General features: G+C 71.6%; 23 protein-coding genes and 1 pseudogene. 9 read left to right on the top strand and 15 right to left on the bottom strand.

Annotated elements, in window-relative coordinates:
• Positions 1-56: 56 nt before the first annotated feature.
• The 5 genes from E2C04_RS16130 to E2C04_RS17880 all read left to right on the top strand — a co-directional run bounded on the left by E2C04_RS16130 (position 57) and on the right by E2C04_RS17880 (position 3896).
• Positions 57-596: a hypothetical protein gene (locus E2C04_RS16130; RefSeq protein ID WP_135833378.1), complete on the top strand. Its 540-nt coding sequence runs from the start codon at positions 57-59 to the stop codon at positions 594-596.
• Positions 597-628: 32 nt separating this feature from the next.
• On the top strand, positions 629-2122 hold the full coding sequence (locus E2C04_RS16125) for a DUF7059 domain-containing protein (RefSeq protein ID WP_135833377.1): 1494 nt from the start codon (positions 629-631) through the stop codon (positions 2120-2122).
• A gap of 401 nt (positions 2123-2523) precedes the next feature.
• Positions 2524-2697 carry a hypothetical protein gene (locus E2C04_RS18875; RefSeq protein ID WP_202977815.1) on the top strand — a complete coding sequence of 58 codons (174 nt, stop codon included), beginning with the start codon at positions 2524-2526 and terminating at the stop codon, positions 2695-2697.
• 105 nt (positions 2698-2802) lie between these two features.
• Positions 2803-3723 carry a phosphatase PAP2 family protein gene (locus E2C04_RS16115; protein WP_135833376.1) on the top strand — a complete coding sequence of 307 codons (921 nt, stop codon included), beginning with the start codon at positions 2803-2805 and terminating at the stop codon, positions 3721-3723.
• Positions 3720-3896 carry a hypothetical protein gene (locus E2C04_RS17880; RefSeq protein ID WP_158630728.1) on the top strand — a complete coding sequence of 59 codons (177 nt, stop codon included), beginning with the start codon at positions 3720-3722 and terminating at the stop codon, positions 3894-3896. The genes E2C04_RS16115 and E2C04_RS17880 overlap by 4 nt, the downstream gene beginning before the upstream one ends.
• Positions 3897-4219: 323 nt before the next feature.
• Here E2C04_RS17880 and E2C04_RS16110 read toward each other — a convergent pair whose 3' ends face one another.
• From E2C04_RS16110 to E2C04_RS16055, 13 genes are all read right to left on the bottom strand, one after another.
• Positions 4220-4978, bottom strand: a complete 759-nt coding sequence (locus E2C04_RS16110; RefSeq protein ID WP_158630727.1) for an urease accessory protein UreD — start codon at positions 4976-4978, stop codon at positions 4220-4222.
• A gap of 11 nt (positions 4979-4989) precedes the next feature.
• Positions 4990-5742, bottom strand: coding sequence for an urease accessory protein UreG (gene ureG, locus E2C04_RS16105; RefSeq protein WP_135833374.1), 753 nt, complete (start codon positions 5740-5742; stop codon positions 4990-4992).
• Positions 5735-6385, bottom strand: a complete 651-nt coding sequence (locus tag E2C04_RS16100) for an urease accessory protein UreF (protein WP_229721416.1) — start codon at positions 6383-6385, stop codon at positions 5735-5737. The genes ureG and E2C04_RS16100 overlap by 8 nt, the downstream gene beginning before the upstream one ends.
• A 41-nt stretch (positions 6386-6426) precedes the next feature.
• On the bottom strand, positions 6427-8130 hold the full coding sequence (locus tag E2C04_RS16095; RefSeq protein ID WP_135833372.1) for an urease subunit alpha: 1704 nt from the start codon (positions 8128-8130) through the stop codon (positions 6427-6429).
• Positions 8123-8422 carry an urease subunit beta gene (ureB, locus tag E2C04_RS16090; protein ID WP_135833371.1) on the bottom strand — a complete coding sequence of 100 codons (300 nt, stop codon included), beginning with the start codon at positions 8420-8422 and terminating at the stop codon, positions 8123-8125. Before ureB ends, E2C04_RS16095 begins: the two co-directional genes overlap by 8 nt.
• 45 nt (positions 8423-8467) lie before the next feature.
• A complete protein-coding gene (locus E2C04_RS16085; RefSeq protein WP_135833370.1) occupies positions 8468-8770 on the bottom strand; it encodes an urease subunit gamma in 303 nt (100 codons plus the stop codon).
• A gap of 1 nt (position 8771) precedes the next feature.
• Positions 8772-9464, bottom strand: coding sequence for an ATP-binding cassette domain-containing protein (locus tag E2C04_RS16080; protein WP_229721417.1), 693 nt, complete (start codon positions 9462-9464; stop codon positions 8772-8774).
• Positions 9457-10212 carry an ABC transporter ATP-binding protein gene (locus E2C04_RS16075; RefSeq protein WP_135833369.1) on the bottom strand — a complete coding sequence of 252 codons (756 nt, stop codon included), beginning with the start codon at positions 10210-10212 and terminating at the stop codon, positions 9457-9459. Before E2C04_RS16075 ends, E2C04_RS16080 begins: the two co-directional genes overlap by 8 nt.
• Positions 10209-10751 carry a branched-chain amino acid ABC transporter permease gene (locus tag E2C04_RS20360; RefSeq protein WP_238694530.1) on the bottom strand — a complete coding sequence of 181 codons (543 nt, stop codon included), beginning with the start codon at positions 10749-10751 and terminating at the stop codon, positions 10209-10211. Before E2C04_RS20360 ends, E2C04_RS16075 begins: the two co-directional genes overlap by 4 nt.
• A gap of 50 nt (positions 10752-10801) precedes the next feature.
• Complete coding sequence (locus tag E2C04_RS20355) at positions 10802-11410, bottom strand: ABC transporter permease (protein WP_238694343.1); 609 nt, start codon at positions 11408-11410, stop codon at positions 10802-10804.
• Positions 11407-12288 carry an urea ABC transporter permease subunit UrtB gene (gene urtB / locus E2C04_RS16065; RefSeq protein WP_135833368.1) on the bottom strand — a complete coding sequence of 294 codons (882 nt, stop codon included), beginning with the start codon at positions 12286-12288 and terminating at the stop codon, positions 11407-11409. The genes E2C04_RS20355 and urtB overlap by 4 nt, the downstream gene beginning before the upstream one ends.
• An 84-nt stretch (positions 12289-12372) precedes the next feature.
• Positions 12373-13665: an urea ABC transporter substrate-binding protein gene (gene urtA / locus E2C04_RS16060; RefSeq protein ID WP_135833367.1), complete on the bottom strand. Its 1293-nt coding sequence runs from the start codon at positions 13663-13665 to the stop codon at positions 12373-12375.
• Between the two features lie 188 nt (positions 13666-13853).
• Positions 13854-14342, bottom strand: coding sequence for a MarR family winged helix-turn-helix transcriptional regulator (locus tag E2C04_RS16055; protein WP_135833366.1), 489 nt, complete (start codon positions 14340-14342; stop codon positions 13854-13856).
• Between the two features lie 164 nt (positions 14343-14506).
• Here E2C04_RS16055 and E2C04_RS21160 point away from each other — a divergent pair.
• From E2C04_RS21160 to topA, 3 genes and pseudogenes are all read left to right on the top strand, one after another.
• Positions 14507-14737: pseudogene (locus E2C04_RS21160) on the top strand (ABC transporter substrate-binding protein); the annotation flags it as partial.
• A gap of 104 nt (positions 14738-14841) precedes the next feature.
• Entirely contained in the window at positions 14842-15588 is a 747-nt protein-coding gene (locus E2C04_RS16050) for an ABC transporter substrate-binding protein (RefSeq protein WP_275106523.1), read from the top strand.
• Between the two features lie 144 nt (positions 15589-15732).
• The gene (topA, locus tag E2C04_RS16045) at positions 15733-18480 is read left to right on the top strand and encodes a type I DNA topoisomerase (RefSeq protein WP_135833365.1); all 2748 of its coding nucleotides are present in this window, start codon (positions 15733-15735) and stop codon (positions 18478-18480) included.
• A gap of 144 nt (positions 18481-18624) precedes the next feature.
• On the opposite strand, the gene E2C04_RS16040 is transcribed toward topA, so the two are convergent.
• The gene (locus tag E2C04_RS16040; RefSeq protein ID WP_135833364.1) at positions 18625-18954 is read right to left on the bottom strand and encodes a hypothetical protein; all 330 of its coding nucleotides are present in this window, start codon (positions 18952-18954) and stop codon (positions 18625-18627) included.
• A gap of 205 nt (positions 18955-19159) precedes the next feature.
• Between E2C04_RS16040 and E2C04_RS16035 the strand changes: the two genes are divergently transcribed.
• Complete coding sequence (locus E2C04_RS16035) at positions 19160-19975, top strand: hypothetical protein (RefSeq protein ID WP_135833363.1); 816 nt, start codon at positions 19160-19162, stop codon at positions 19973-19975.
• 1 nt (position 19976) lies between these two features.
• Here the strand turns inward: E2C04_RS16035 and E2C04_RS16030 are convergent, their stop codons facing one another.
• Positions 19977-20612 (bottom strand): class I SAM-dependent methyltransferase, encoded by a 636-nt coding sequence (locus E2C04_RS16030; protein ID WP_135833362.1) that lies wholly within the window; start codon positions 20610-20612, stop codon positions 19977-19979.
• Between the last annotated feature and the right edge of the window lie 65 nt (positions 20613-20677).

Here is a 20677-nt window from a genome sequence, read left to right as displayed (position 1 = left end):
TCTAGGGTCGTCGCACAGCGGGGCGGAGCGCGCCCCGAGGGAGAGGGAGCCCGTCCATGAAGCTGCGCATCCGATCGCTGGCCCTGGTGCCGGTCGTCGCGCTGGTCCTGACCGCCTGCGGCGGAGCCTCGGAGGAGGAGTACGTCGACGCGATGTCGTCCGGCCTCACCTCCGCCGAGACCCAGCCGCTCACCAAGCCGAAGGCCGAGTGCGTCTCCGAGCGCTTCGTCGGCCGGATGGGCACCGACCGCCTCGCGGACGACTACGACGCCGAGGACTTCGAGCGCGACGCCGCCCAGCTCACCTTCGAGGACCTCGACCTCACCGAGCCCGAGGCCAACGAGCTCTTCGACGACTTCATCGACTGCGGCGCCGACATGCGCGGCCGGGTGATCGCGGCGCTCGGCGACAGCGAGCTCGCGTTGCCCGAGGGGATGATGGACTGCCTCAAGGGCAAGATCACCGAGGGCCAGATGCGCAACCTCTTCGTGCCGCTGATGCGCACCGGCAAGGCCTCGCTCGACGCCGGCTCGCAGAAGAAGCTCGAGAAGTCGATCGTCACCTGCTACGAGGGCCTGATCCAGAACCAGGGCTGACGTCGTCGGTGGCGGCTGGGAGGATGGGCGCCATGCCTGAGTCCACCCCGCTGCTTGCCGACGACCAGCTGCCCCACGACCTGCGTGACGCGCTGTCGGGGGCGTCGTTCACCTACGACGCGGTGGCCGACGCCCTCGGCGTCCGCGCGCACGAGGCGCTGGGCCGCAACGAGACGACGCCGGGCGAGCGGGCCACCCGCGGTGGGAGTCCGCTGGAGACCCTGACCCGGCTCTTCACGCTGCAGCGCCCGGTCACGGCGGAGCACGCCGACGCCGCGCTGCCCGGGCTGGTGCAGCGCCTGGTTGCCGCCGGCGTGCTGGAGACCTCCGGCGGCGAGGTGCGCGCAACCCTGGACGTACGCCCGTACGCCACCGACGACGAGGGCGCCGGCGGCGACCGGTGGATCCTCTCCGACCTCACGCCCGGCATGGACGGACGCCCCAACCAGGTCGACGGTGACTACGTGCTCGGGATCAGCCCCGCGTCGACGTCGCTGGCCCAGCTCACCATGCGTACGCCCGTGGGCCGCTCCCTCGACCTCGGCACCGGCTGCGGTGTGCAGGCGCTCCACCTCGCCGCGCACAGCGACGCGGTGGTGGCGACCGACGTCAACGCCCGGGCCCTGGCGATGACCCGCTTCACCATGCGCCTCAACGGCATCGACAACGTCGACGTGCGCGACGGCTCCTTCTTCGAGCCGGTGGCGGGGGAGAAGTTCGACCTGATCGCCACCAACCCGCCCTTCGTCATCTCGCCCGCGACCGGTGAGCGGCTCGTCTACCGCGACTCCGGCCTGCCCGGCGACCAGGTCGTCGAGCACGTGGTCCGACGCGGCGTCGAGCACCTCACCGACGGCGGCTGGCTGCAGGTGCTGGCCAACTGGGTGGTCGCCGAGGGCACCGAATGGGACGAGCGCCTGGCCAGCTGGCTTCCCGTCGACACCTCGGCCTTCGTCGTGCAGCGCGAGGTCCTCGACCCGGCGGGCTACGTGGAGCTGTGGCTCAAGGACGCGGGCCTGCACGGCGGCCCCGACTACCTGCAGCGCTACGACGCGTGGCTGTCGTGGATGGAGGAGCAGGGCATCGCCGGCGTCGGCTTCGGCTGGATCAACGTACGCCGCGGCGGCACCGCCCGTGAGCTGGTCGAGTGGCCCTACGACGTCGAGCAGCCCATCGCGCCGGCGATCGAGGAGTGGGAGACCACCCACGACGCGCTGGCCGGCCTGGTCGACCTGGCCGAGGAGCGCCTGGTGCTGCGCAACGACGTGCGCCAGGAGACGCAGGGCTCGCCCGGCGCCGAGGACCCGGAGACCATCGTGCTGCGCCAGCAGCGCGGCATGCGGCGCGCCCGCCAGGTCGACACCCTCGAGGCCGCGCTGGTCGGCGCCTGCGACGGCGACCTCACCGTCGGCCAGATCCTCGACGCGGTGGCCAGCCTCCTCGACTCCGACCCGGTCGGGGTGCGCGCGCAGGTGCTGCCCGCCGTGCGCGAGATGGTCGCGGAGGGGTTCCTCGACCTGGCGTGAGCCGCGTACGAGACAGGGCGGAGCAGGGCTGACAACCTCCACCCGACGCCTCATGATGGATGGATGGATGCGGCTGCTCTTCGTCCACGGGGCGGGCGGGTTCCTCGACGACAAGGTGCTCGCCACGGGGCTGCGCGACCGGCTGCAGGTGCCGGTCGAGATGCCGCTGATCGGAGACGACGACATGTCCGTCGAGGCGTGGGCTGCGCCCGTACGCCGTCACCTCGCCGCCCTCGGGCGCGACGACGTCGTCATCGGTCACTCGTTCGGGGCGACGATCCTCCAGTGGGTGCTGGCGGAGCAGGTGGGGGCCGCGTCGGGCGCTGCTGCTGGCCGCGCCCGACTGGTCGCCCGACGGGTGGGACGTCGCCCAGTACGTCCACCACGGCCCCGAGCCCGCGATGGCGGTGGCGCTGCACCACTGCCGCGACGACGAGGAGGTGCCGTTCGACCACCTCGCGCTCAACGCGGCGCGGATGCCGTCGGCGTACGTCGTGGAGCATCCGCGCGGCGGGCACCAGTTCGTCGGGCTGGTGGAGACGATCGCCGAGGCGGTGGCGCGCCCGGCGTCCTGATGCCAAGGTGGAGCCGTCCCCCGACACGTGGAGGCCCGGTCTTGGTCGAGCTCTCGCAGGAGCAGGAGCGAGTCGCGGCGGCCACGCGCCTGATCCGCGCTGGCCATGGCGGTCTGGCTGCTGGCGCTGGCGGTCTGGGTCAGCAGCCACGGCCCGCCCAAGCAGGTGCACCTGGTCATCGGCTGGCTCTGGCTGGCCACCATCGCGTGGAACGTCCGCGCCCCGCTGCGGGTGCACCTCGCCTTCGTCCGCGACTGGGCTCCGGCCGTGCTCGTGCTGACCCTCTACCTCTTCGGCCGAGGACTCTCCGACGAGCTCGGCATCGTCTCGGTCCACGTCACCGAGCCGATCACCGCGGACCGCTGGCTCTTCGGCGGGACGCTGCCGACCGAGTACCTCCAGGCGCAGCTGTGCGGGGTGCCGTGCTCGCGCACCTCGCCCCCGCACTGGTACGACGTGCTGCTGACCACCGTCTACGTCTCCCACTTCGTCGTCGGGCTGGGCCTGGCGGTGGTGCTGTGGCTGCGCGACCGCGCCGAGTGGCTGCGCTACATGTGCCGCTACCTCAGCCTCAACGTGGTCGCGCTCGTCATCTACGTGCTCTACCCGATGGCCCCGCCGTGGATGGCCGCGCAGCAGGGCCACGTGCCCGGCACGGTCGAGCGGATCACCGCCCGCGGCTGGTTCGACCTGGACCCGGTCGGCACGTGGCACCAACGCTTCTCGGCCGTCGGCAACCAGGTGGCGGCGATGCCGTCGCTGCACGCGGCGATCGCGATCTTCGTCGCGGTCTGGCTGATCAGTCGCCTGCGCTCACCGTGGCGCTGGGCGCTGCTGCTCTATCCGGCCGCGATGTCGTTCATGCTCGTCTACTACGCCGAGCACTACGTCGTCGACATCATCGCCGGGGCTGCCGTCGTCGGGGTGGTCTGGTGGGGCTGGGCGGCCGGCGAGCGGTGGTGGGCGCGACGTCCCAGCACGTCCCGGTCTTCTGTGCCAGCGTGTGCACCATGCGACTCGCCGTGACTGCCATCCTCGGAGCCCTTGCCCTCTTCATGGCCGGCGCCGTCCGTGCCGGGCTGGACCAGAGCGTCGATCCCGAGCTCGTCCTTGGGTCCTCCTACGCCCTCGGTGGTGCCGGGCTCATGGCGCTGCTCGCGGTCGGTGTGGCGCTGGGGATCGGCCTCGCGCGCGACTGAGGCGGCCTCACAGCGCCATCAGCACGACGATCAGCAGCGCGGTCAGGACGAGTGAGACCAGCAGCGAACCACCACAGCCGAGGCGGTTGTTGAAGAAGAGGAACATCGGGCCTCCTGGGTCGGCAACGTGGCCCTGCCCGGCCGGGCAGTGAGGTGATCCCTACCCAGCGACCGAGCTCCTGACCCTCATGTGCGCTCGGCCCACTCGAAAACTGTGGAAATGATGACCGCGGGACCGGCGTGTCCGAGCATCAACTCCACAGTTCGCGGGGCGGGGGCGAGCGCCTGGGCGGGGCGGGGCGGGGCGGACCCGGATCAGCAGTTCAGGTCCCGGAAGATCCGATCCACCCCGCCGCCGCGACGTGCGCCTGGCTGTCCAACCGCCGCCACACCGTGTCGCCGCTGGCCAGCTCCAGGCAGGTGACGCCGGGGGCAGCGGGGGCGGCGTGGGCCGCGATGGCGTCCGCACGGACGTACGCAGGCACCCCGGGCGCGACGCTGGCCGGGTGGAAGTCGCCGTACGAGGAGACCTGGTCAAGCACCCGATGCGGTGCCAGGTCTGCCGAGTCGAGCTCCTCGACGAAGACGTCGCGACCGTTCCTGCGTACGCGGGTGCGTGAGGTCAGCGCGCCGGGCTCCTCGCCGTGGCGACCCAGGACCAACGTCTCGCGCAGCAGTGCCCGCGCCCCGATGTCCAGGTCGAGCTCGAGCGAGCGCTCGACCTGCGACCCGGCCGCGGAGACCCACGGCAGCGTCTCGTGGACCAGGCAGCCCCCCGGCTCCACCGTGAACCGGGTCGCCCAGCGCGCCGACCCGCCGCGCATGTCGTAGGCGACCGTCCCACCGGTCTCCACCAGCTCCAGGCGCAGCCCACGGCCGACGGTCACGTGCAGCGCCACGTCGTCGCCGGCCAGCAGCAGCGCCCGCTCCGGCACCAGCGCCACCCGGGCGCCCGTCGGCGCCGCGCCCTGCAGCACCGCCCGGAAGACCCCGCCCCCGCCGCTGAGGCGGCACCCACCGCCCGGGGTGGCGTGCAGCTCCAGCCGGGTGACCTCGGCGGAGTCGGCGGGCGCGGGGGACACGACTGACTCCGTCAATGCGCGTGCGCGTGGTCGTGGCTGTGCGCTTCCTCGCCAGCGTGGCTGTGCCCATCTCCACCTGCGTGCGAGTGCGGCGCCATCGGCCCCGGGTCCTGCGGCACGAGCGCCCCGCTGAGGTGGGCGGCGACCTGGCTGCGTACCCAGGCCAGCAGCTCGCCGACCGACGCCTCGTCGGTCCGCGACAGCGCGACCACGGGCCCGCCCCCGCGCGCCGCGACGGCGTCGGCCTTCATGCGGACGGCGTCGACCCCGACGTACGGCGCCAGGTCGGTCTTGTTGACCACCAGCAGGTCGGCGCGCTCGATGCCCGGGCCGCCCTTGCGGGCGACGTCGCCGCCACCGGCCACGTCGATCAGGAAGATCTGGGTGTCGACCAGCGCGGGGGAGAAGGTGGCGGTCAGGTTGTCGCCGCCCGACTCGACCATCACCAGATCGAGCGGATCGCCGCCGGAGACGCATCCCGCCTCGAGGTCCTCGACCGCGATCAGGTTCGCCGTGATGTCGTCACGGATCGCCGTGTGCGGGCACGCCCCGGTCTCCACCGCGACGATCCGCTCCGGGTCGAGCACCCCGGCTGCCCGGATCATCCGGGCGTCCTCGTCGGTGTAGATGTCGTTGGTGACGACCCCGATCCGCAGCTCGTCGGACAGCCGCGAGCAGAGCAGCATGATCAGCGAGCTCTTGCCGGTGCCGACGGGGCCGCAGATCCCCAGGCGCAGGGCGCGGGGGCGAGACGTTTCAAGCACTGAACAACCTCCGGGTGGTGTGGGCGTGACGTTCGGCGTGGTCCTCGATCACCGGGGCGTTGCGCGCCGGGATCTCGTGGGGGTGCAGCAGGTCGGCGACGTCGTCGACGAGGCCGGCGAGCGCCGCGAAGGCGCCCACCACCCAGCCGGTCGCCTCGGCCGGGTCGAGCGGGGTCAGCTTGAGGGCGGCGGCCACCACCGTCTGCACGTCGTCGTAGCCGACGACCCGTGCGGTCGCGGCGGCGTCGAGGCCACCCAGCGCAGCCAGCATCCCGAGCACCACGGGCCGCGCGGGCTCCGCGGGCAGCGTCGGCCAGTCGGGGTACGCGGGCACGACACGCGGCGCCAGGCGTACGAGGGCCCGTCCCATCACGCGCGAGGTGCGGCGCATCGCGGCCGACGGCGTACGCGCGGCCCAGGCGTCCTGCACCTCCTCCAGCGGCTCCCCGGCGAGCACGCTCGCGCGCGCCACCACGGCGGTCGCGGCCTCGGTGCGGGTCACGGTGCGCAGGCGCAGGGCGACGTACGCCGGCACGTCCACCGGCCCGGCGGCCAGCGCAGGCTCCAGGCCAGCCGACTGGGTGTGGCCGGCGACCGGCAACCGGGCGTCGGCCAGCAGCAGCGCGAGCATCTCTGGATGCACGTGTGGGGTCGAAGGTCGCAGCATCAAAACGCTGTCCTCGTTCAGAACATCGAGTAGAGCTGCGCCAACGGCAGCTCGGTCGCGGGCGACGGCGTGACCAGCTCGCCGTCGACGGTGATGGCGAAGGTCTCCGAGTCGACCTCGATGTCGGGCAGCGCGGTGTTGTTGACCATGTCGGCCTTGCCGACGTCGCGGGTCGGGGTGACCGCCGCGAGCCGACGTCGCAGGCCGAGCCGCTCGGCGAGCCCGTCCTCGAGCGCCGCCGGCGCCACGAAGGTGACCGCGTGGTCGGCACCCGACTCCTCGATCAGGGTGGGTCGCATCAGCACCGGCTGCGGGGTCGGGATGGAGGCGTTGGGGTCGCCGAGGGCCGCCCAGACCAGCGCGCCGCCCTTCATCACGACCGACGGCCGGATCCCGAAGAAGCGCGGGTCCCACAGCACCAGGTCGGCCAGCTTGCCGGCCTCGACCGACCCCACCTCGTGGCCGATGCCGTGCGCGATGGCCGGGTTGATCGTGTACTTCGCGACGTAGCGTTTCGCCCGCTCGTTGTCGGCCCGCTCGCTCCCGCTCAACGCCCCGAAGCGCGCCTTCATCACGTGGGCGACCTGCCAGGTGCGGGCCACGACCTCACCGATCCGGCCCATCGCCTGGGCGTCGGAGGAGGTGATCGACATGGCGCCGAGGTCGTGCAGCAGGTCCTCCGCGGCGATCGTGGTCTCGCGGATTCGCGACTCGGCGAAGGCCAGGTCCTCGGGCACCCGCGGGTTGAGGTGGTGGCAGACCATCAGCATGTCGAGGTGCTCGGCGACGGTGTTGACGGTGTGCGGCAGCGTCGGGTTGGTCGACCCGGGGATGACGTGCGGCTGACCGGCGACCTTGATGATGTCGGGCGCGTGGCCACCGCCCGCCCCCTCGGCGTGGAAGGCGTGGATGCCGCGCCCGGCGATCGCGCCGAGCGTCGACTCCAGGAAGCCGGCCTCGTTGAGGCTGTCGGAGTGCAGCGCGACCTGGAGACCGTGGTCGTCGGCCGCGCGCAGCGCGGCGTTGATCGCGGCGGGGGTCGAGCCCCAGTCCTCGTGCACCTTGTACGCCGCCGCTCCCGCCAGCGCCTGCTCGGCCAGGCCTGCCGCGGAGACGGTGTTGCCCTTGCCCATCAGCAGCACGTTGACCGGCAGCGGGTCGAGCGCGCGGTGCACCGCCTGAAGGTGCCAGGCGCCCGGCGTCACGGTGGTCGCTTTCGACCCCTCCGACGGCCCGGTCCCGCCGCCCCCGACGGTGGTGATCCCGGTGGCCAGCGCCTCGTGGACCTGGCTGCGGGAGAGGAAGTGGACGTGCACGTCGATCGCGCCGGCGGTGAGGATCTTGCCCTCGCCGGAGACCACGTCGGTCGACGGGCCGATCGCCAGGTCGGGGTGCACGCCGTCGGCGATGTCGGGGTTGCCGGAGCGTCCCAGCGCCACGATCCGCCCGTCGCGGATCCCGACGTCGGCCTTCACGACGCCCCAGTGGTCGAGGACGATCGCGTTGGTGATGACGGTGTCGAGCGCGCCCTCGGCGCGGGTTCGGGTCGACTGGGCCATCGACTCACGGATCGACTTGCCGCCGCCGAAGACGGCCTCCTCGCCGCCGATCGTGAGGTCGCGCTCGACCTCGAGCCACAGGTCGGTGTCGCCCAGGCGCACCTGGTCGCCGACCGTCGGGCCGTAGAGCGCCGCGTACGCCTCGCGGGAGATCTCAACCACCGGAGCCCTCCTGCACCTGGATGCCCGGCACCAGCCGCTCGCCGCGCAGGGCGACCAGGGCCACCTCGCGCGAGGCGCCCGGCTCGAAGCGTTGCGACGTGCCCGAGGGGACGTCGAGGCGGAAGCCGTGGGCGGCCACCCGGTCGAAGGCGAGCGCGTCGTTGACCAACGCGAAGTGCACGTGCGAGCCGACCTGGACGGGCCGGTCGCCGGTGTTGAGCACGACAAGGCGCAGCCGTTCGGCGGGCGTACGGTCGCCGTTGAGCACGACCGTGCCCGGGGCGCAGCGCACGGCGCCGGGGCCGGAGGCGGAGAAGGCGGGACATCAGGGTCCCTTTCAGCCGATGGGGTGATGCAACGTCACGAGCTTTCGCCCGTCGGGGAAGGTCGCCTCGACCTGGACGTCGGTGAGCATCTCGGCGACGCCCTCCATGACCTGGTCGCGGCCCAGCACGCTGCGCCCGCGCTCCATCAGGTCGGTGACCGACGCGCCCTCGCGGGCCCGCTCGATGACCCAGGTGGCGAGCAGGGCGACCGATTCGGGGTGGTTGAGGCGTACGCCGCGCTCGAGGCGGTCACGCGCGACCATGCCGGCGACGGCGAGCAGCAGCTTCTCGCTGTCCGCGGGAGTCAGGTGCACCTCACACCGCCATCGCGTCGCGGACGGCCTCGACGGCGCCCGCGCCGCCCACCCCGGACGCGGTGACCCGGCCCGACTCCAGCACGAAGTAGTCGCTGGTCGCCCGCAGCGCGAAGCCGACGTGCTGCTCGACCAGGAGCACCGACAGGTCCCCGCGCCGGGTGAGGTCGGTGATGACCTGCTCGATGTCCTCGACCACGTTGGGCTGGATGCCCTCGGTCGGCTCGTCGAGGATCAGCATCCGCGGCTTCGTCAGCAGCGTGCGGGCGATCGCCAGCTGCTGGCGCTGGCCTCCCGAGAGCAGACCGGCGCGGCGGGCGAGCAGCGTACGCAGTGCAGGGAAGGTGTCGAGGACCCCGTCGATCTCCGCGCGGGTGCGGGTCACGAGCTGGAGGTTCTCCAGCGTGGTCATCTGCGGGAAGCAGAGCTGCCCCTGCGGCACGTAGCCCAGCCCACGTCGTACGCGGGCGTTGGGCCTGAGCTTCGTCACGTCCTCGCCGTCGAGCAGCACCTTTCCGCTGCGCACCGGGAGCAGGCCGACGGCCACCCGGAGCAGCGTCGTCTTGCCGGCGCCGTTGTGCCCCATCAGCGCCGTCCCGCCACCGGAGGCGACCGTCAGGCTCACGTCGTGCAGCACCATGCTGCGGCCGTAGCCCGCGGTGACTCCGACCAGCTCGAGCATCGACTCAGTCATGCGTCACCTCTTCGATGTGGCGTCCGAGGTAGACCTCCTGGACGCGTGCGTTGCCCTGGATCTCGGCGACTGACCCCTCGGCCAGCACCTTGCCGGCATGCAGCACGGTGACGACGTCGGCGTGGTTGCGCACGAAGTCCATGTCGTGCTCGATGACGACGATGGTGCGGCTGGGGGCGATCCGGCGCAGCAGCTCGCCGGTCTCGTCGCGCTCCTCGTGGCTCATGCCGGCGACCGTCTCGTCGAGGAACATCACCTTCGCGTCCTGCACCAGCAGCATGCCGATCTCGAGCCACTGCTTCTGGCCGTGGGCGAGGACCCCGGCCGGACGGTCCCTCAGGTCGGCGAGGCCCACGGTCTCCATCGCCTCCTGGACGTAGTCCGGGATGCCCTTGCGCGCCCGCAGCATGCCCCACGTCCGGCGGTGCACCCCGCCGGCGATGTCGAGGTTCTGCAGGACCGAGAGCTCCTCGCAGACGGTGGCCGTCTGGAAGGTCCGGCCCACCCCGGCCCGCGAGATCTGGTGCGACTTCAGCGACAGCAGGTCGAGGTTGCCGTAGCGCGCGTGACCGGTGCCCTTGACCAGCCCGGTGAGCGCGTCCACCAGGGTGGTCTTGCCGGCACCGTTGGGACCGATCAGGAAGTGGATGCGGCCCTGCATGAACGTCACGTCGACGTCCTCGTTGGCCTTGAACCCGTCGAAGTCGACGGTGAGGCCCCTGACCTCCACGTAGTCCTGGCCCTTCATGGGCGCGCCTCCTTCGCTGCGGTGTGTCCGGGGGTGCCGCGCCACGAGCGGAGGCGCTCCACCACCCGGCGGGGGACGGAGGCGACCCCCTCGGGGGCCAGCAGCGTCACCACGACGAACATCAGTGCCAGGGCGTAGATCCACCCGTTCTCCCACCGCTCCGAGAGCGAGGAACGGCCGAAGCCCAGCAGGAGGGCGCCCAGGACGGGGCCGAACAGCGTGGCCCGGCCCCCGAAGGCGGCCCCGGCGATCATGAAGATCGATGCTGCGGCGCCGATCTCCTTGGGCGAGATGATGCCTGCGATGGGTACGAACAGGGCACCTCCGATGCTCGCCATCACGGCGGCCGTCACGTAGGCGACGAGCTTGATGTTGGCCGGGTCGTGGCCCAGGAACCGGACCCGCTCCTCGGCGTCGCGCGTCGCGACGAGCAGCTCGCCGAAGCGGCTGCGGTAGAGCTGCCAGACCACGAGGAGGCACAGCACGAGCAGGCCGGCGGTGATGCTGTAGATCATCCGCTTGTTGACCGGGTCGGACAGGGTGTAGCCGAAGAAGTACTTGAAGTCGCTCAGCCCGGTGTCGCCTCCGGTCAGCTTGATCGTGCCGCCGATGAGGTACGCCAGGCGACGGCCAGCGCCTGGGACAGGATGGCGAAGTACGCCCCCTTCACCCGGCGCTTGAAGATCGCGTAGCCGAGCGTGCCGGCCAGGAGCACCGGGGCGATGACGATGGCCAGCAGCGTGAACGTGCCGCTGCGGAACGGCTCCCAGAAGCCGGGCAGCGGGGCGAGCGGGTCGTACAGGATCATGAAGACCGGGATCGCGTCGGGCCCGGCGGTCTCCAGGGTGAGGTGCATCGCCATCGCGTAGGCGCCCAGGGCGAAGTAGACCCCCTGGCCCATCACGAGCATGCCGCCGCGCCCCCAGGCCAGCCCGATGCCGACCGCGACCATCGCCCAGCAGGCGTACTTGCCGAGGTTGTTGAGCCGGAAGTCGCTCAGCACCGCCGGCGCCACGACCAGCATGAAGAACGCGAAGACCCCGATGCCGAGCAGCGACACCGTGTCCTTGGACAGACGGCGCGGGAGACGGCGCGGGAGACGGGGGGAGGACCGGGGGCGGCGACGGTCTGTGGGTGGGCCGGCCGCGACCTGGACGGACGGGCCCTCGACGGTGCTGGTGGTGCTGGGGGTGCTCATGCCAGACCTCGCGTTCGGACGGTGAAGAGGCCGTTGGGCCTCACCTGCAGGAAGACCACGACGAGCACGAAGGTGATGACCTGCGCCAGGCTCCCCGTCGTCCAGTCGGCCAGGTAGGCCGTGACCACGCCGACCGTCCAGGCCGCGATGACGGTCCCGCGCAGCTGCCCGAGGCCGCCGGCCACGACGACGAGGAAGGCCAGGATGATGTAGCGCGTGCCCAGCTGGGAGTTGGTGCCGCCGATCAGCGACGCGGCGACGCCGCCGACGCCAGCGAGGCCGGAGCCGATGAAGAACGTCATCCGGTCGACCGACCGGGTGGCGACCCCCAGCGTCTCGGCGAGCGCACGGTTCTGCACCGTGGCCCGGATCCGGCGGCCGAACGAGCTGTACTTCAACAGTGCGCCGAGACCGGCCAGGCACCCAGCAGCGAGCACGATCGTGAAGACCTGGCGCAGCGGCCACGCGTAGCCCAGGACGTCGAGCTGCCCGTCGAGCAGGCTCGGCTTCTCGACCGGGACGCCGCTGGGGTACAGCTGGAGGAAGACCTGCTGGAGCGCCAGGCTCACCCCCACCGTGGCCAGCAGGGTGTCGAGCGGACGGTCGTACATCCACTGCAGGACCGTGGCCTCGAGGACGAGTCCGAGCAGGCCGGCGAAGACGAACGCGACGGGGAGCGCCAGCAGGATCGAGACGTCGGTGCTGGCCACCACCTGCTGGGTCCAGAAGGCGCAGACGGCGCCGGCGAGCAGGAACTCCCCGTGCGCCATGTTGATGACGCCCATCTGCCCGAAGGTGAGGGCGAGGCCGAGGGCGGCGATGAGCAGGAGTGCGCCGTCGGCGGTGCCGTTGAGGAACGGCGCGATCAGGGAGTCCATGGGTGGCCTCTCAGCTGGAGTGGGACGAGTGGCTGGGAGGGGTCCCGCACGCCGGGTGCGGGACCCCTCACTGGAGCAGCGGCGTCAGCCGGCTGCCTTCACCAGGGCGTCGCGCGTCGCCTCCGGGAACCACGTGTAGCCCTCGAGGTACGGGTCCGGGGCGATCGGCCCGTCGGACGACCAGACGACGTCGAACTGGTTGTCGGCGTTGATCTGTCCGATCAGGCCCGGCTTGGTGATGTGGTGGTTGTCGCCGTCGACCACGACCTTGCCCTCGGGGGCGTCGAAGGAGACGCCGTCGGCGGCCGCGTTGATCTTGTCGACGTCGAAGGACCCGGCCTTCTCCACCATCGCCTTGTAGAGGTGGAGCGAGATGTACGCGGCCTCCATCGGGTCGGACGTCACGTCGCTCGGGCCGTCGTAGGCGACCCAGTCCTTGATGAACTTCTCGTTGGCCGGCGACTTGACCGACTGGAAGTAGTTCCACGCGGCGTACTGGCCCTCGACCGAGGCGCCCATGTTGGGGGCCTCCTCCTCGGCGATCGACACCGAGATGATCGGCGTGGTCTCGGCCTTCAGCCCGGCGTCGGTGTAGGCCTTGACGAAGCCGACGTTGGACGAGCCGTTGATGGTGTTGAAGACGAAGTCGGGCTTGGCCTTGACGATCTTGGCCACCTGGGTGGTCCAGTCGTCCTTGTCGAGCGGCACGTACTCCTCGCCCACGATCTCGATGCCGAGCTCCTTGGCGTAGAGCTTGATGATCGCGTTGGCGGTGCGCGGGAAGACGTAGTCGGAGCCGGCCAGGAAGAGCGTCTTCACGCCCTCGGCCTTGAGGAACTCCATGGCCGGGAGGATCTGCTGGTTGGTCGTCGCGCCGGTGTAGTAGATGTTCTTCGACGACTCCAGGCCCTCGTACTGGACCGGGTAGAAGAGCAGGCCGTTGTGCTTCTCGACGACCGGCTTCATCGCCTTGCGCGACGAGGAGGTCCATCCGCCGAAGACCGCTGCGACGCAGTCGTCGGTGAGCAGCTTCTCGGTCTTCTCCGCGAAGGTGGGCCAGTCGGTCGCGCCGTCCTCCTGGATCGGCTCGATCTTCTTGCCCATGATCCCGCCGGACGCGTTGATCTCCTCGGCAGCCATCCCGAGCACGGCCGAGACCGTCTTCTCCGAGATGGCCATCGCGCCGGTGAGGGAGTTGATGAAGCCGAGCTTGACGGTGTCTCCCGACACGTCGACGCAGGACTTCGCCGGCTTCGCGGAGGGGGCGTCGTCGCCGTCGGCCGCCTTGGAACCGCCACAGGCGGCCGTGGCCAGGCCGATCACGAGGACTGAGGCGACCGCTGCGGTGCGGCGCCGGATGGTGGTGTGGTTGCGCACGAGTTCTTCCTCCCTGGGAGCCCTGCCGTCAGGTGTTCCCGAATGGAAGCAATCTCAGTGGGTCAGTGTTTCGTGCGTGTGAATCCGCCGTCACGTTCTGACGCGAGGGTGCTCGGAGGCAGTGGCCTGAGTCACATCGGGGCTCCGGCGGGGGAGGTCGTCCCCAGTTCGGCGTAGCTCGACCGGGCTCAGCCCAGGGCCAGCGGGACCAGGTGGAGCTCGGCGACCAGTGCGTCGAAGCGACCCGGACCGAGCGCGGCGCGCAACGACTCGTGGACCTGCTGCTCCTCGGCGTCGACCCGCGCCCAGGCCTCGCGGCCACGGTCGGTCAGCGCCACCACGATGCGGCGGCGGTCGCGGGCATGGGTCTTGCGCAGCACCAGCCCGCGGGCGACCAGCCGGTCGACGTGGCGGGTCAGGCTGGCGGGCGGCAGCACGGCAGTGACGGCCAGGCGCGTCATCGTCTGGCCGGGCTCCTCGGCGAGCGTCGCCATCACCCGCCAGCGCTCGGGGGTGAGGTCGAGGTCGGCCAGCACCGGCGCGATGCCTTCTGCGATGCGCTGCTCGAGGACGTGCTCGATGCGACGCAGCAGCAGCGGCAGCGACGTGGGCGGGCTGGTCGTGGTCGGGCTGGGAGTGGGCGTGCTGGTCCTGGCCTCGTCCCGAGTGGTACCCACCGCAGCCTCCTCGTCGTCCGGCGCCTGCCGACGGGCGTGTCCCGAGGGGCTGCGCGCCCGTCTCAGAAGGGCTCGTGGCCCTGCGAGCGAGCTGACGAGTGCTTACCCTAGGGCATGCGGCGCGACGCCCCACTGCGTCAGCCGCCCCTGGGGAGGGAGTGCGCATGGGCGTGGTCGTCGACTCACCCAGCGGCGCGCCCGACGTCGTGCCGATCGCCTTCGTCGTGCCGATGCAGGGCGCGACCGGTCTCTACGGTCCTTCCTGCGTGGCCTGCGGGCAGCTCGCCGCCGAGGAGCTCAACGCAGGCGCCGGCATCGGTGGCCGCCGGGTCGAGCTCGTCCTCGTCGACGCGGGCCGCGCCCCTGAGGTGGTGGCCGCCGACGTGGCCCGCCTGGTCGACACCGGCGCCGTCGAGGCGGTCGCCGGCTGGCACATCTCGGCCGTGCGGCAGGGATCACCCGGCGGGTCGGCGGTCGGGTCGTCTACTCGTACGCAGCGATGCACGAGGGCCGCGACGACACCCCCGGCCTCTTCATGCTCGGCGAGCGCCCGGTCAACCAAGTGCTGCCCGCCGCCCGCTGGCTGGCCGAGCACCGCGACGTACGCCGGTGGGCCGTCGTCGGCAACGACTACGTCTTCCCGCGGGTTTCCGGCCGCGCCGTCCGGGAGTCGCTGCGCGGCACCGGCTCCAGCGTCGTGCGCGAGACGTACGTCCCCCTCGGCACCTCCGACTTCCGCTCCGTGCTCGCAGGGCTCGAGGCCGGGCACGGTGGTGGGCAGGGTGGCGTCGACGGGGTGCTGATGCTGCTGATGGGTCAGGACGCCGTGCACTTCAACCGGCAGTTCGCCGCGGCGGGCCTGGGCGGGGTGCTGACCCGGCTCTCGCCCGCGGTCGAGGAGAACACGCTGCTCGGGGCGGGTGCCGGTGCCCACGACGACCTGTGGGCCGCGGCCGCGTACTTCGAGGGGATGGACACTGTCGAGTCCGGCGACCTCGCCGAGCGCTACGCCCGCCGTTTCGGGAGTGGGCGCCGACGCTCAACGTGGTGGGGGAGTCCTGCTACGAGGCGGTGCAGTTCCTGGCGCGGCTGCACCGCGCGACCGGCAGCCTGCGGGTCGCGGACGCGGCGGGGCTGCCGGAGGGCTGGTTCTACGGTGGCCCGCGCGGGCTGGTGCGGCTGCGCGGCAACCTGGCCGACCAGGACGTCTACCTGGCGCAGGCCGACGGCGTGCAGTTCCGGGTGAGGGAGCGGATCGCGGGAGTCTGACGTGTGGGCGTCGGCACTGGCCGCGCCCCACGAATCGCTCCGGTGGCAGCCGCTGTCGGGAGCACGCGCTACCGTGGCGGCGTTCGGCCCGATCGGGGCACTCTGGAGCAAGGAATCGCTAGTGGCACACAAGCTGGTCATCGTGGAGTCGCCGACCAAGGCGACCAAGATCGGTGGATACCTCGGCAAGGGTTATGTCGTCGAGTCCTCCATCGGTCACATCCGCGACCTGCCGCAGAGCGCCGCAGAGACCCCGGCCAAGATCAAGGACAAGCCCTGGGGCCGCCTCGGCGTCGACGTCGACAACGACTTCGAGCCCTACTACGTGGTGCCGCGCGACAAGAAGAGCCACATCACCAAGCTCAAGCAGCTCCTCAAGGACGCCGACGAGCTCTACCTCGCCACCGATGAGGACCGCGAGGGTGAGGCCATCGCCTGGCACCTCCTCGACGAGCTGAAGCCCAAGGGCATCCCGGTGCGCCGCATGGTCTTCCACGAGATCACCGAGCCCGCGATCCTCGAGGCCGCCGCCAACCCCCGCGAGATCGACATGGACCTCGTCGAGGCCCAGGAGGCGCGCCGCATCCTCGACCGCCTCTACGGCTACGAGGTCTCGCCGGTGCTGTGGAAGAAGGTCATGAGCGGCCTGTCCGCCGGCCGCGTGCAGTCGGTCGCGACCCGGCTCGTGGTCGACCGGGAGAAGGAGCGGATGAAGTTCCGCGTCGCCTCCTACTGGGACCTCGACGCCTCCTTCGACGGCGGCGCCAAGGCCGACCCGCGCATCTTCCCGGCCAAGCTCCACTCCGTCGACGGCAAGCGTGTCGCCCGCGGCTCCGACTTCAACCAGGCCGGCGAGCTCAAGTCCGACTCCGTCGTCCACCTCGACCGCGCCGGCGCCGAGGGCCTCGCCGAGGCGCTGCGCGACACGTCGTACGAGGTCCGCTCGGTCGAGTCGAAGCCCTACCGCCGCTCCCCGTACGCCCCCTTCCGCACCACCACGCTGCAGCAGGAGGCGGGCCGCAAGCTCGGCATGAGCGCGCAGGTGACCATGTCGGTCGCCCAGCGCCTCTACGAGAACGGCTTCATCACCTACATGCGTACCGACTCGACGACGCTCTCCGCGGCGGCCGTCGGGGCGGCGCGCGACCAGGTGCGTGAGCTGTACGGCGCGGAGTACCTGCCCGACGCGCCCCGGACCTACGCCTCCAAGGTGAAGAACGCCCAGGAGGCGCACGAGGCGATCCGCCCCGCCGGTGAGACCTTCAAGACCCCTGCCCAGACCGGCCTCAAGGGCGACCAGTTCCGCCTGTACGAGCTGATCTGGATGCGCACCGTCGCCTCCCAGATGAAGGACGCCGTCGGCAACACGGTCTCCGTACGCCTGGGTGGCGTCGCCTCCGACGGCCGCGACGTGGTCTTCGGCTCCTCGGGCCGCGTGATCACCTTCCACGGCTTCCTCAAGGCCTACGTCGAGGGGCTCGACGACTCCTCGAAGCAGCGCGACGACGCCGAGACCCGCCTGCCCGACCTGGAGGAGGGCGCGCCGGTCAGCGCCGCCAGCGTCTCGGCGAGCGGCCACGAGACCAAGCCGCCGTCACGCTTCACCGAGGCCACGCTGATCAAGGAGCTGGAGGACCGCGAGATCGGTCGTCCGTCGACCTACGCCTCGATCATCTCCACGATCATCAACCGCGGCTACGTCTACAAGAAGGGCACCGCGCTCGTCCCGGCGTGGATCGCCTTCTCGGTGATCCGGCTGATGGAGGAGCACTTCCCCCGGCAGATCTCCTACGAGTTCACCGCCGAGATGGAGAAGGTGCTCGACGACATCGCCGGTGGACGCCGCAACCGGGTCAACGAGCTGGGCGAGTTCTACAACGGCTCCGACCAGGTCGCGGGCCTCAAGCAGCTCGTCACCGGCCTGGGCGACATCGACGCCCGCGAGATGGCGACCTTCCCCATCGGCGGGCCCGACTCGGGCATCCACCTGCGGGTGGGCCGCTACGGTCCCTACATCGAGGGTCCGGGTGACGACGGCGAGCCTGCCGGCAAGCGGGCCAACGTGCCCGACGACCTGCCGCCCGACGAGCTGACCGTCGCCAAGGCGATGGAGCTGCTGGCCAACCCCGCCGGCGAGGAGGTCGTGCTGGGCGAGCACCCGGAGACCGGCCTCACCGTCGTGGCGAAGAACGGCCGCTACGGCCCCTACGTCACCGAGGTCCTTCCCGAGGACGCGAAGAAGGGCGCGAAGGCGCGCACCTCCTCGCTCTTCAAGTCGATGAGCCTCGACACCGTCACGCTCGACCAGGCCGTGCAGCTGCTCAGCCTGCCGCGCGTCGTCGGCGTCGGCGAGGACGGCGTCGAGATCACCGCGCAGAACGGCCGCTACGGGCCCTACCTGAAGAAGGGCACCGACTCCCGGACGATCGACGCGGAGGAGAAGCTCCTCACGATCACCTTGGAGGAGGCGGAGAAGATCTACGCCCAGCCCAAGGCCCGTGGCCGTGGCGCGGCGACCGCGCCGCTCAAGGAGCTCGGCAACGACCCGGTCTCCGGCCAGCCGATCGTGGTCAAGGCGGGTCGCTTCGGCGAGTACGTCACCGACGGTGAGTACAACGCCACCCTGCGCAAGGACGACACCGTCGAGGCGATCACCCTCGAGCGGGCGGCCGAGCTGCTGCAGGAGCGCCGCGACAAGGGCCCCGCCAAGAAGGGCGCCAAGAAGACGGCGAAGAAGACCACCAAGAAGGCCGCCGCCAAGAAGACGACGACCAAGAAGGCGGCGGCGAAGAAGACCACCGCCAAGAAGGCCGCGACCTCGACGGCCAAGAAGGCCGCGACGAAGAAGGCCACGGCCGACCAGGCCTGAGCAGGCCGAGAAGACGTCAGGCGTACGACCTCAGCACGCCCCACGACACACACGAGGGCGTCCGGTTCCCCACGAACCGGACGCCCTCGTGCTCGTTGCGCTGCTCCACCGGAGGGAGTTGGCGAGCAGACGGGTGGGGTGGGCTCAGGAGGCGCGGGCCATCCACGCGCGGTTGGAGCCGGCCGGGTGGGCCATCCGGGCCTCGCGCTCGCCGCTCTCGCCCTGGGCGCGGCCGTCGACGTCGACGGGGACGACCTTGACGGTGGAGGCGCCGATGGCCAGCAGGAAGGTCTCGAGCCGCTTCTCGGTCCAGCCGCCGGGGGTGGCCAGCACGATCTCGTCGACGAGCATGCCGTTCCAGCCGGGCTGGCTGCGCAGCGCCATCAGGGCCATGCCCTGCCCGGTGATGCCGGCGACCATGTTGGCGACGCCGGAGCGTCGTTCGGTGAAGACTGCCTTCGCGGAGAACATCATGGCCGGCTCCTCTCGGTCTGACGACGATGCTGGTCACCGTCTGCGTCACAGCCTGCGCCGCCGATGCGACCGCGGTGCTTCTCCCTTGTTTCGGGGAGGTGAAACTTGACCCGGTCAGGTGGCGGTCCTGTGAACAACGGGTGCGATCGGCGCTAGGGTCCGGCTCGTGGCGCGCACGGGCGAGCCCTCAGCCTCAGGGGGTCAGGTGCAGGACACGATCGCGGAGCCACGGCCGGCGGAGCTCAGCCAGGTGCCGTCGCGCGGGCGTGGCGCGGCCCTCTTCAACCTTGTCGCCGGCTGGGTGCTGTTGGTGGGCTTCGTGGCCGCCTCCGCCGGGCTGGTGCTGCAGGGCTCCGCGCCCGACTCCCGCTTCGACCTGCTGAAGATGCTGGAGCGCGACGCCCTCGCGGGTGTCGGGTCGAGCGTCGAGATCGCCCGCCACGGCGAGTGGGACGAGGGCGGGGCCCGCGCGGCCACCCGGACGCCCGTGGACGGCTACCGCACCGTGGAGGTGCGCTGGCGCGAGGGACTGTGGCACCGCTACACGACGTACGTCGTCGCCTCGTCGGAGAAGGAGGCGCGCAAGGCGGCGCGGGAGTACGACCGTACGGTGGGCATCGTCGTCGCGCCGCAGACGCTCGCGGAGCAGCTGGAGGAGGTCCAGCCCCAGCTGTCGATCGGGGAGTACGACAGTTCCTGGACCTCGCGCGGCTCGATCGAGATCTTCGACGTGGAGTGGGGAGGCCCCACGTGGGCCATGCTGCTCGGCCTGACGGTCTGGCTGGGCACGGTCACCCGGCTGATGGTGGGGCCGGAGCCGTGGCGGCTCACCCGATGGGGCTGGGCATGGCCGATCCTGCTCGCCTGGCCGGTCGGCGTGCCGGCCTTCCTGCTGCTGAGTGGTGCGACCGGCCTCTTCGCGCCGAGGAGCTCGACCGTCCCGGCGCAGCGGGTCGGTGGCCTGGCCTCGCTGATCCTGACCAGAGTGCTCGTCTGGCTGGTCACGGCCGCCTTGGTCTGAGTCAGAGCGCCGCGCCCGCCTGCGCCACGCCCACGAACCCGTGGCCCCACGGGGCCGCCACCGCGGGGGCTGCCACCAGCATCCGCTCCTCGAGGGCGACCACGTCGAAGCCTGCGCCGCGTACGAGCGCCGGGATGTCGCGGCTCAGGTGGCAGCCGCCCGCGACCCGCTTCTCGATCGGGTCGAGCCGCCGCTGCCACGCCGCGACCCGCTCGTCTGGGGAGCGGCCGTGCTCCAGGAAGGACAGCACGCCCCCGGGGCGCAGCAGCCGGCGTACCTCCGTCAGCGCGAGCGTCGGGTCGGGGATCGTGCAGAGCGAGAAGGTGACCAGCGCGCTGTCGTACGACGCGTCGGGCGCCGCGATCGCCTGGCCGTCGAGACCGACCCTGCGCACCGGCAGCCGTGCGGTGCGGCGCCGGTCGGCCGAGCGCGACCAGCCGACGTCCGACGGCTCGACGGCGTCGACCGCGGTCACCGCCTCGGGCAGGTGCGGGAGGTTGAGCCCGGAGCCGAAGCCGATCTCGAGGAGTCGCCCGCCGAGCGGCCTGCACGCCTGCGCGCGCAGCGCGGCGATCTCAGGTGCCGAGAGCGTCGCGTCGGTCATCCGCGGCACCACGTGATCGGTCCACCAGCCCATGTCGTCCACCGTAGGGCCACAGGGGCGCGTACGTCTGCCCGCACTGTCGGCGCCGAACCGTAGGG

This window comes from Nocardioides daphniae (genome assembly GCF_004777465.1).
Classification (GTDB): Bacteria; Actinomycetota; Actinomycetes; order Propionibacteriales; family Nocardioidaceae; genus Nocardioides; species Nocardioides daphniae.
The sequence above is the reverse complement of the archived record's forward strand: the minus strand, read 5'-3'. Positions and strand labels throughout refer to the sequence as shown.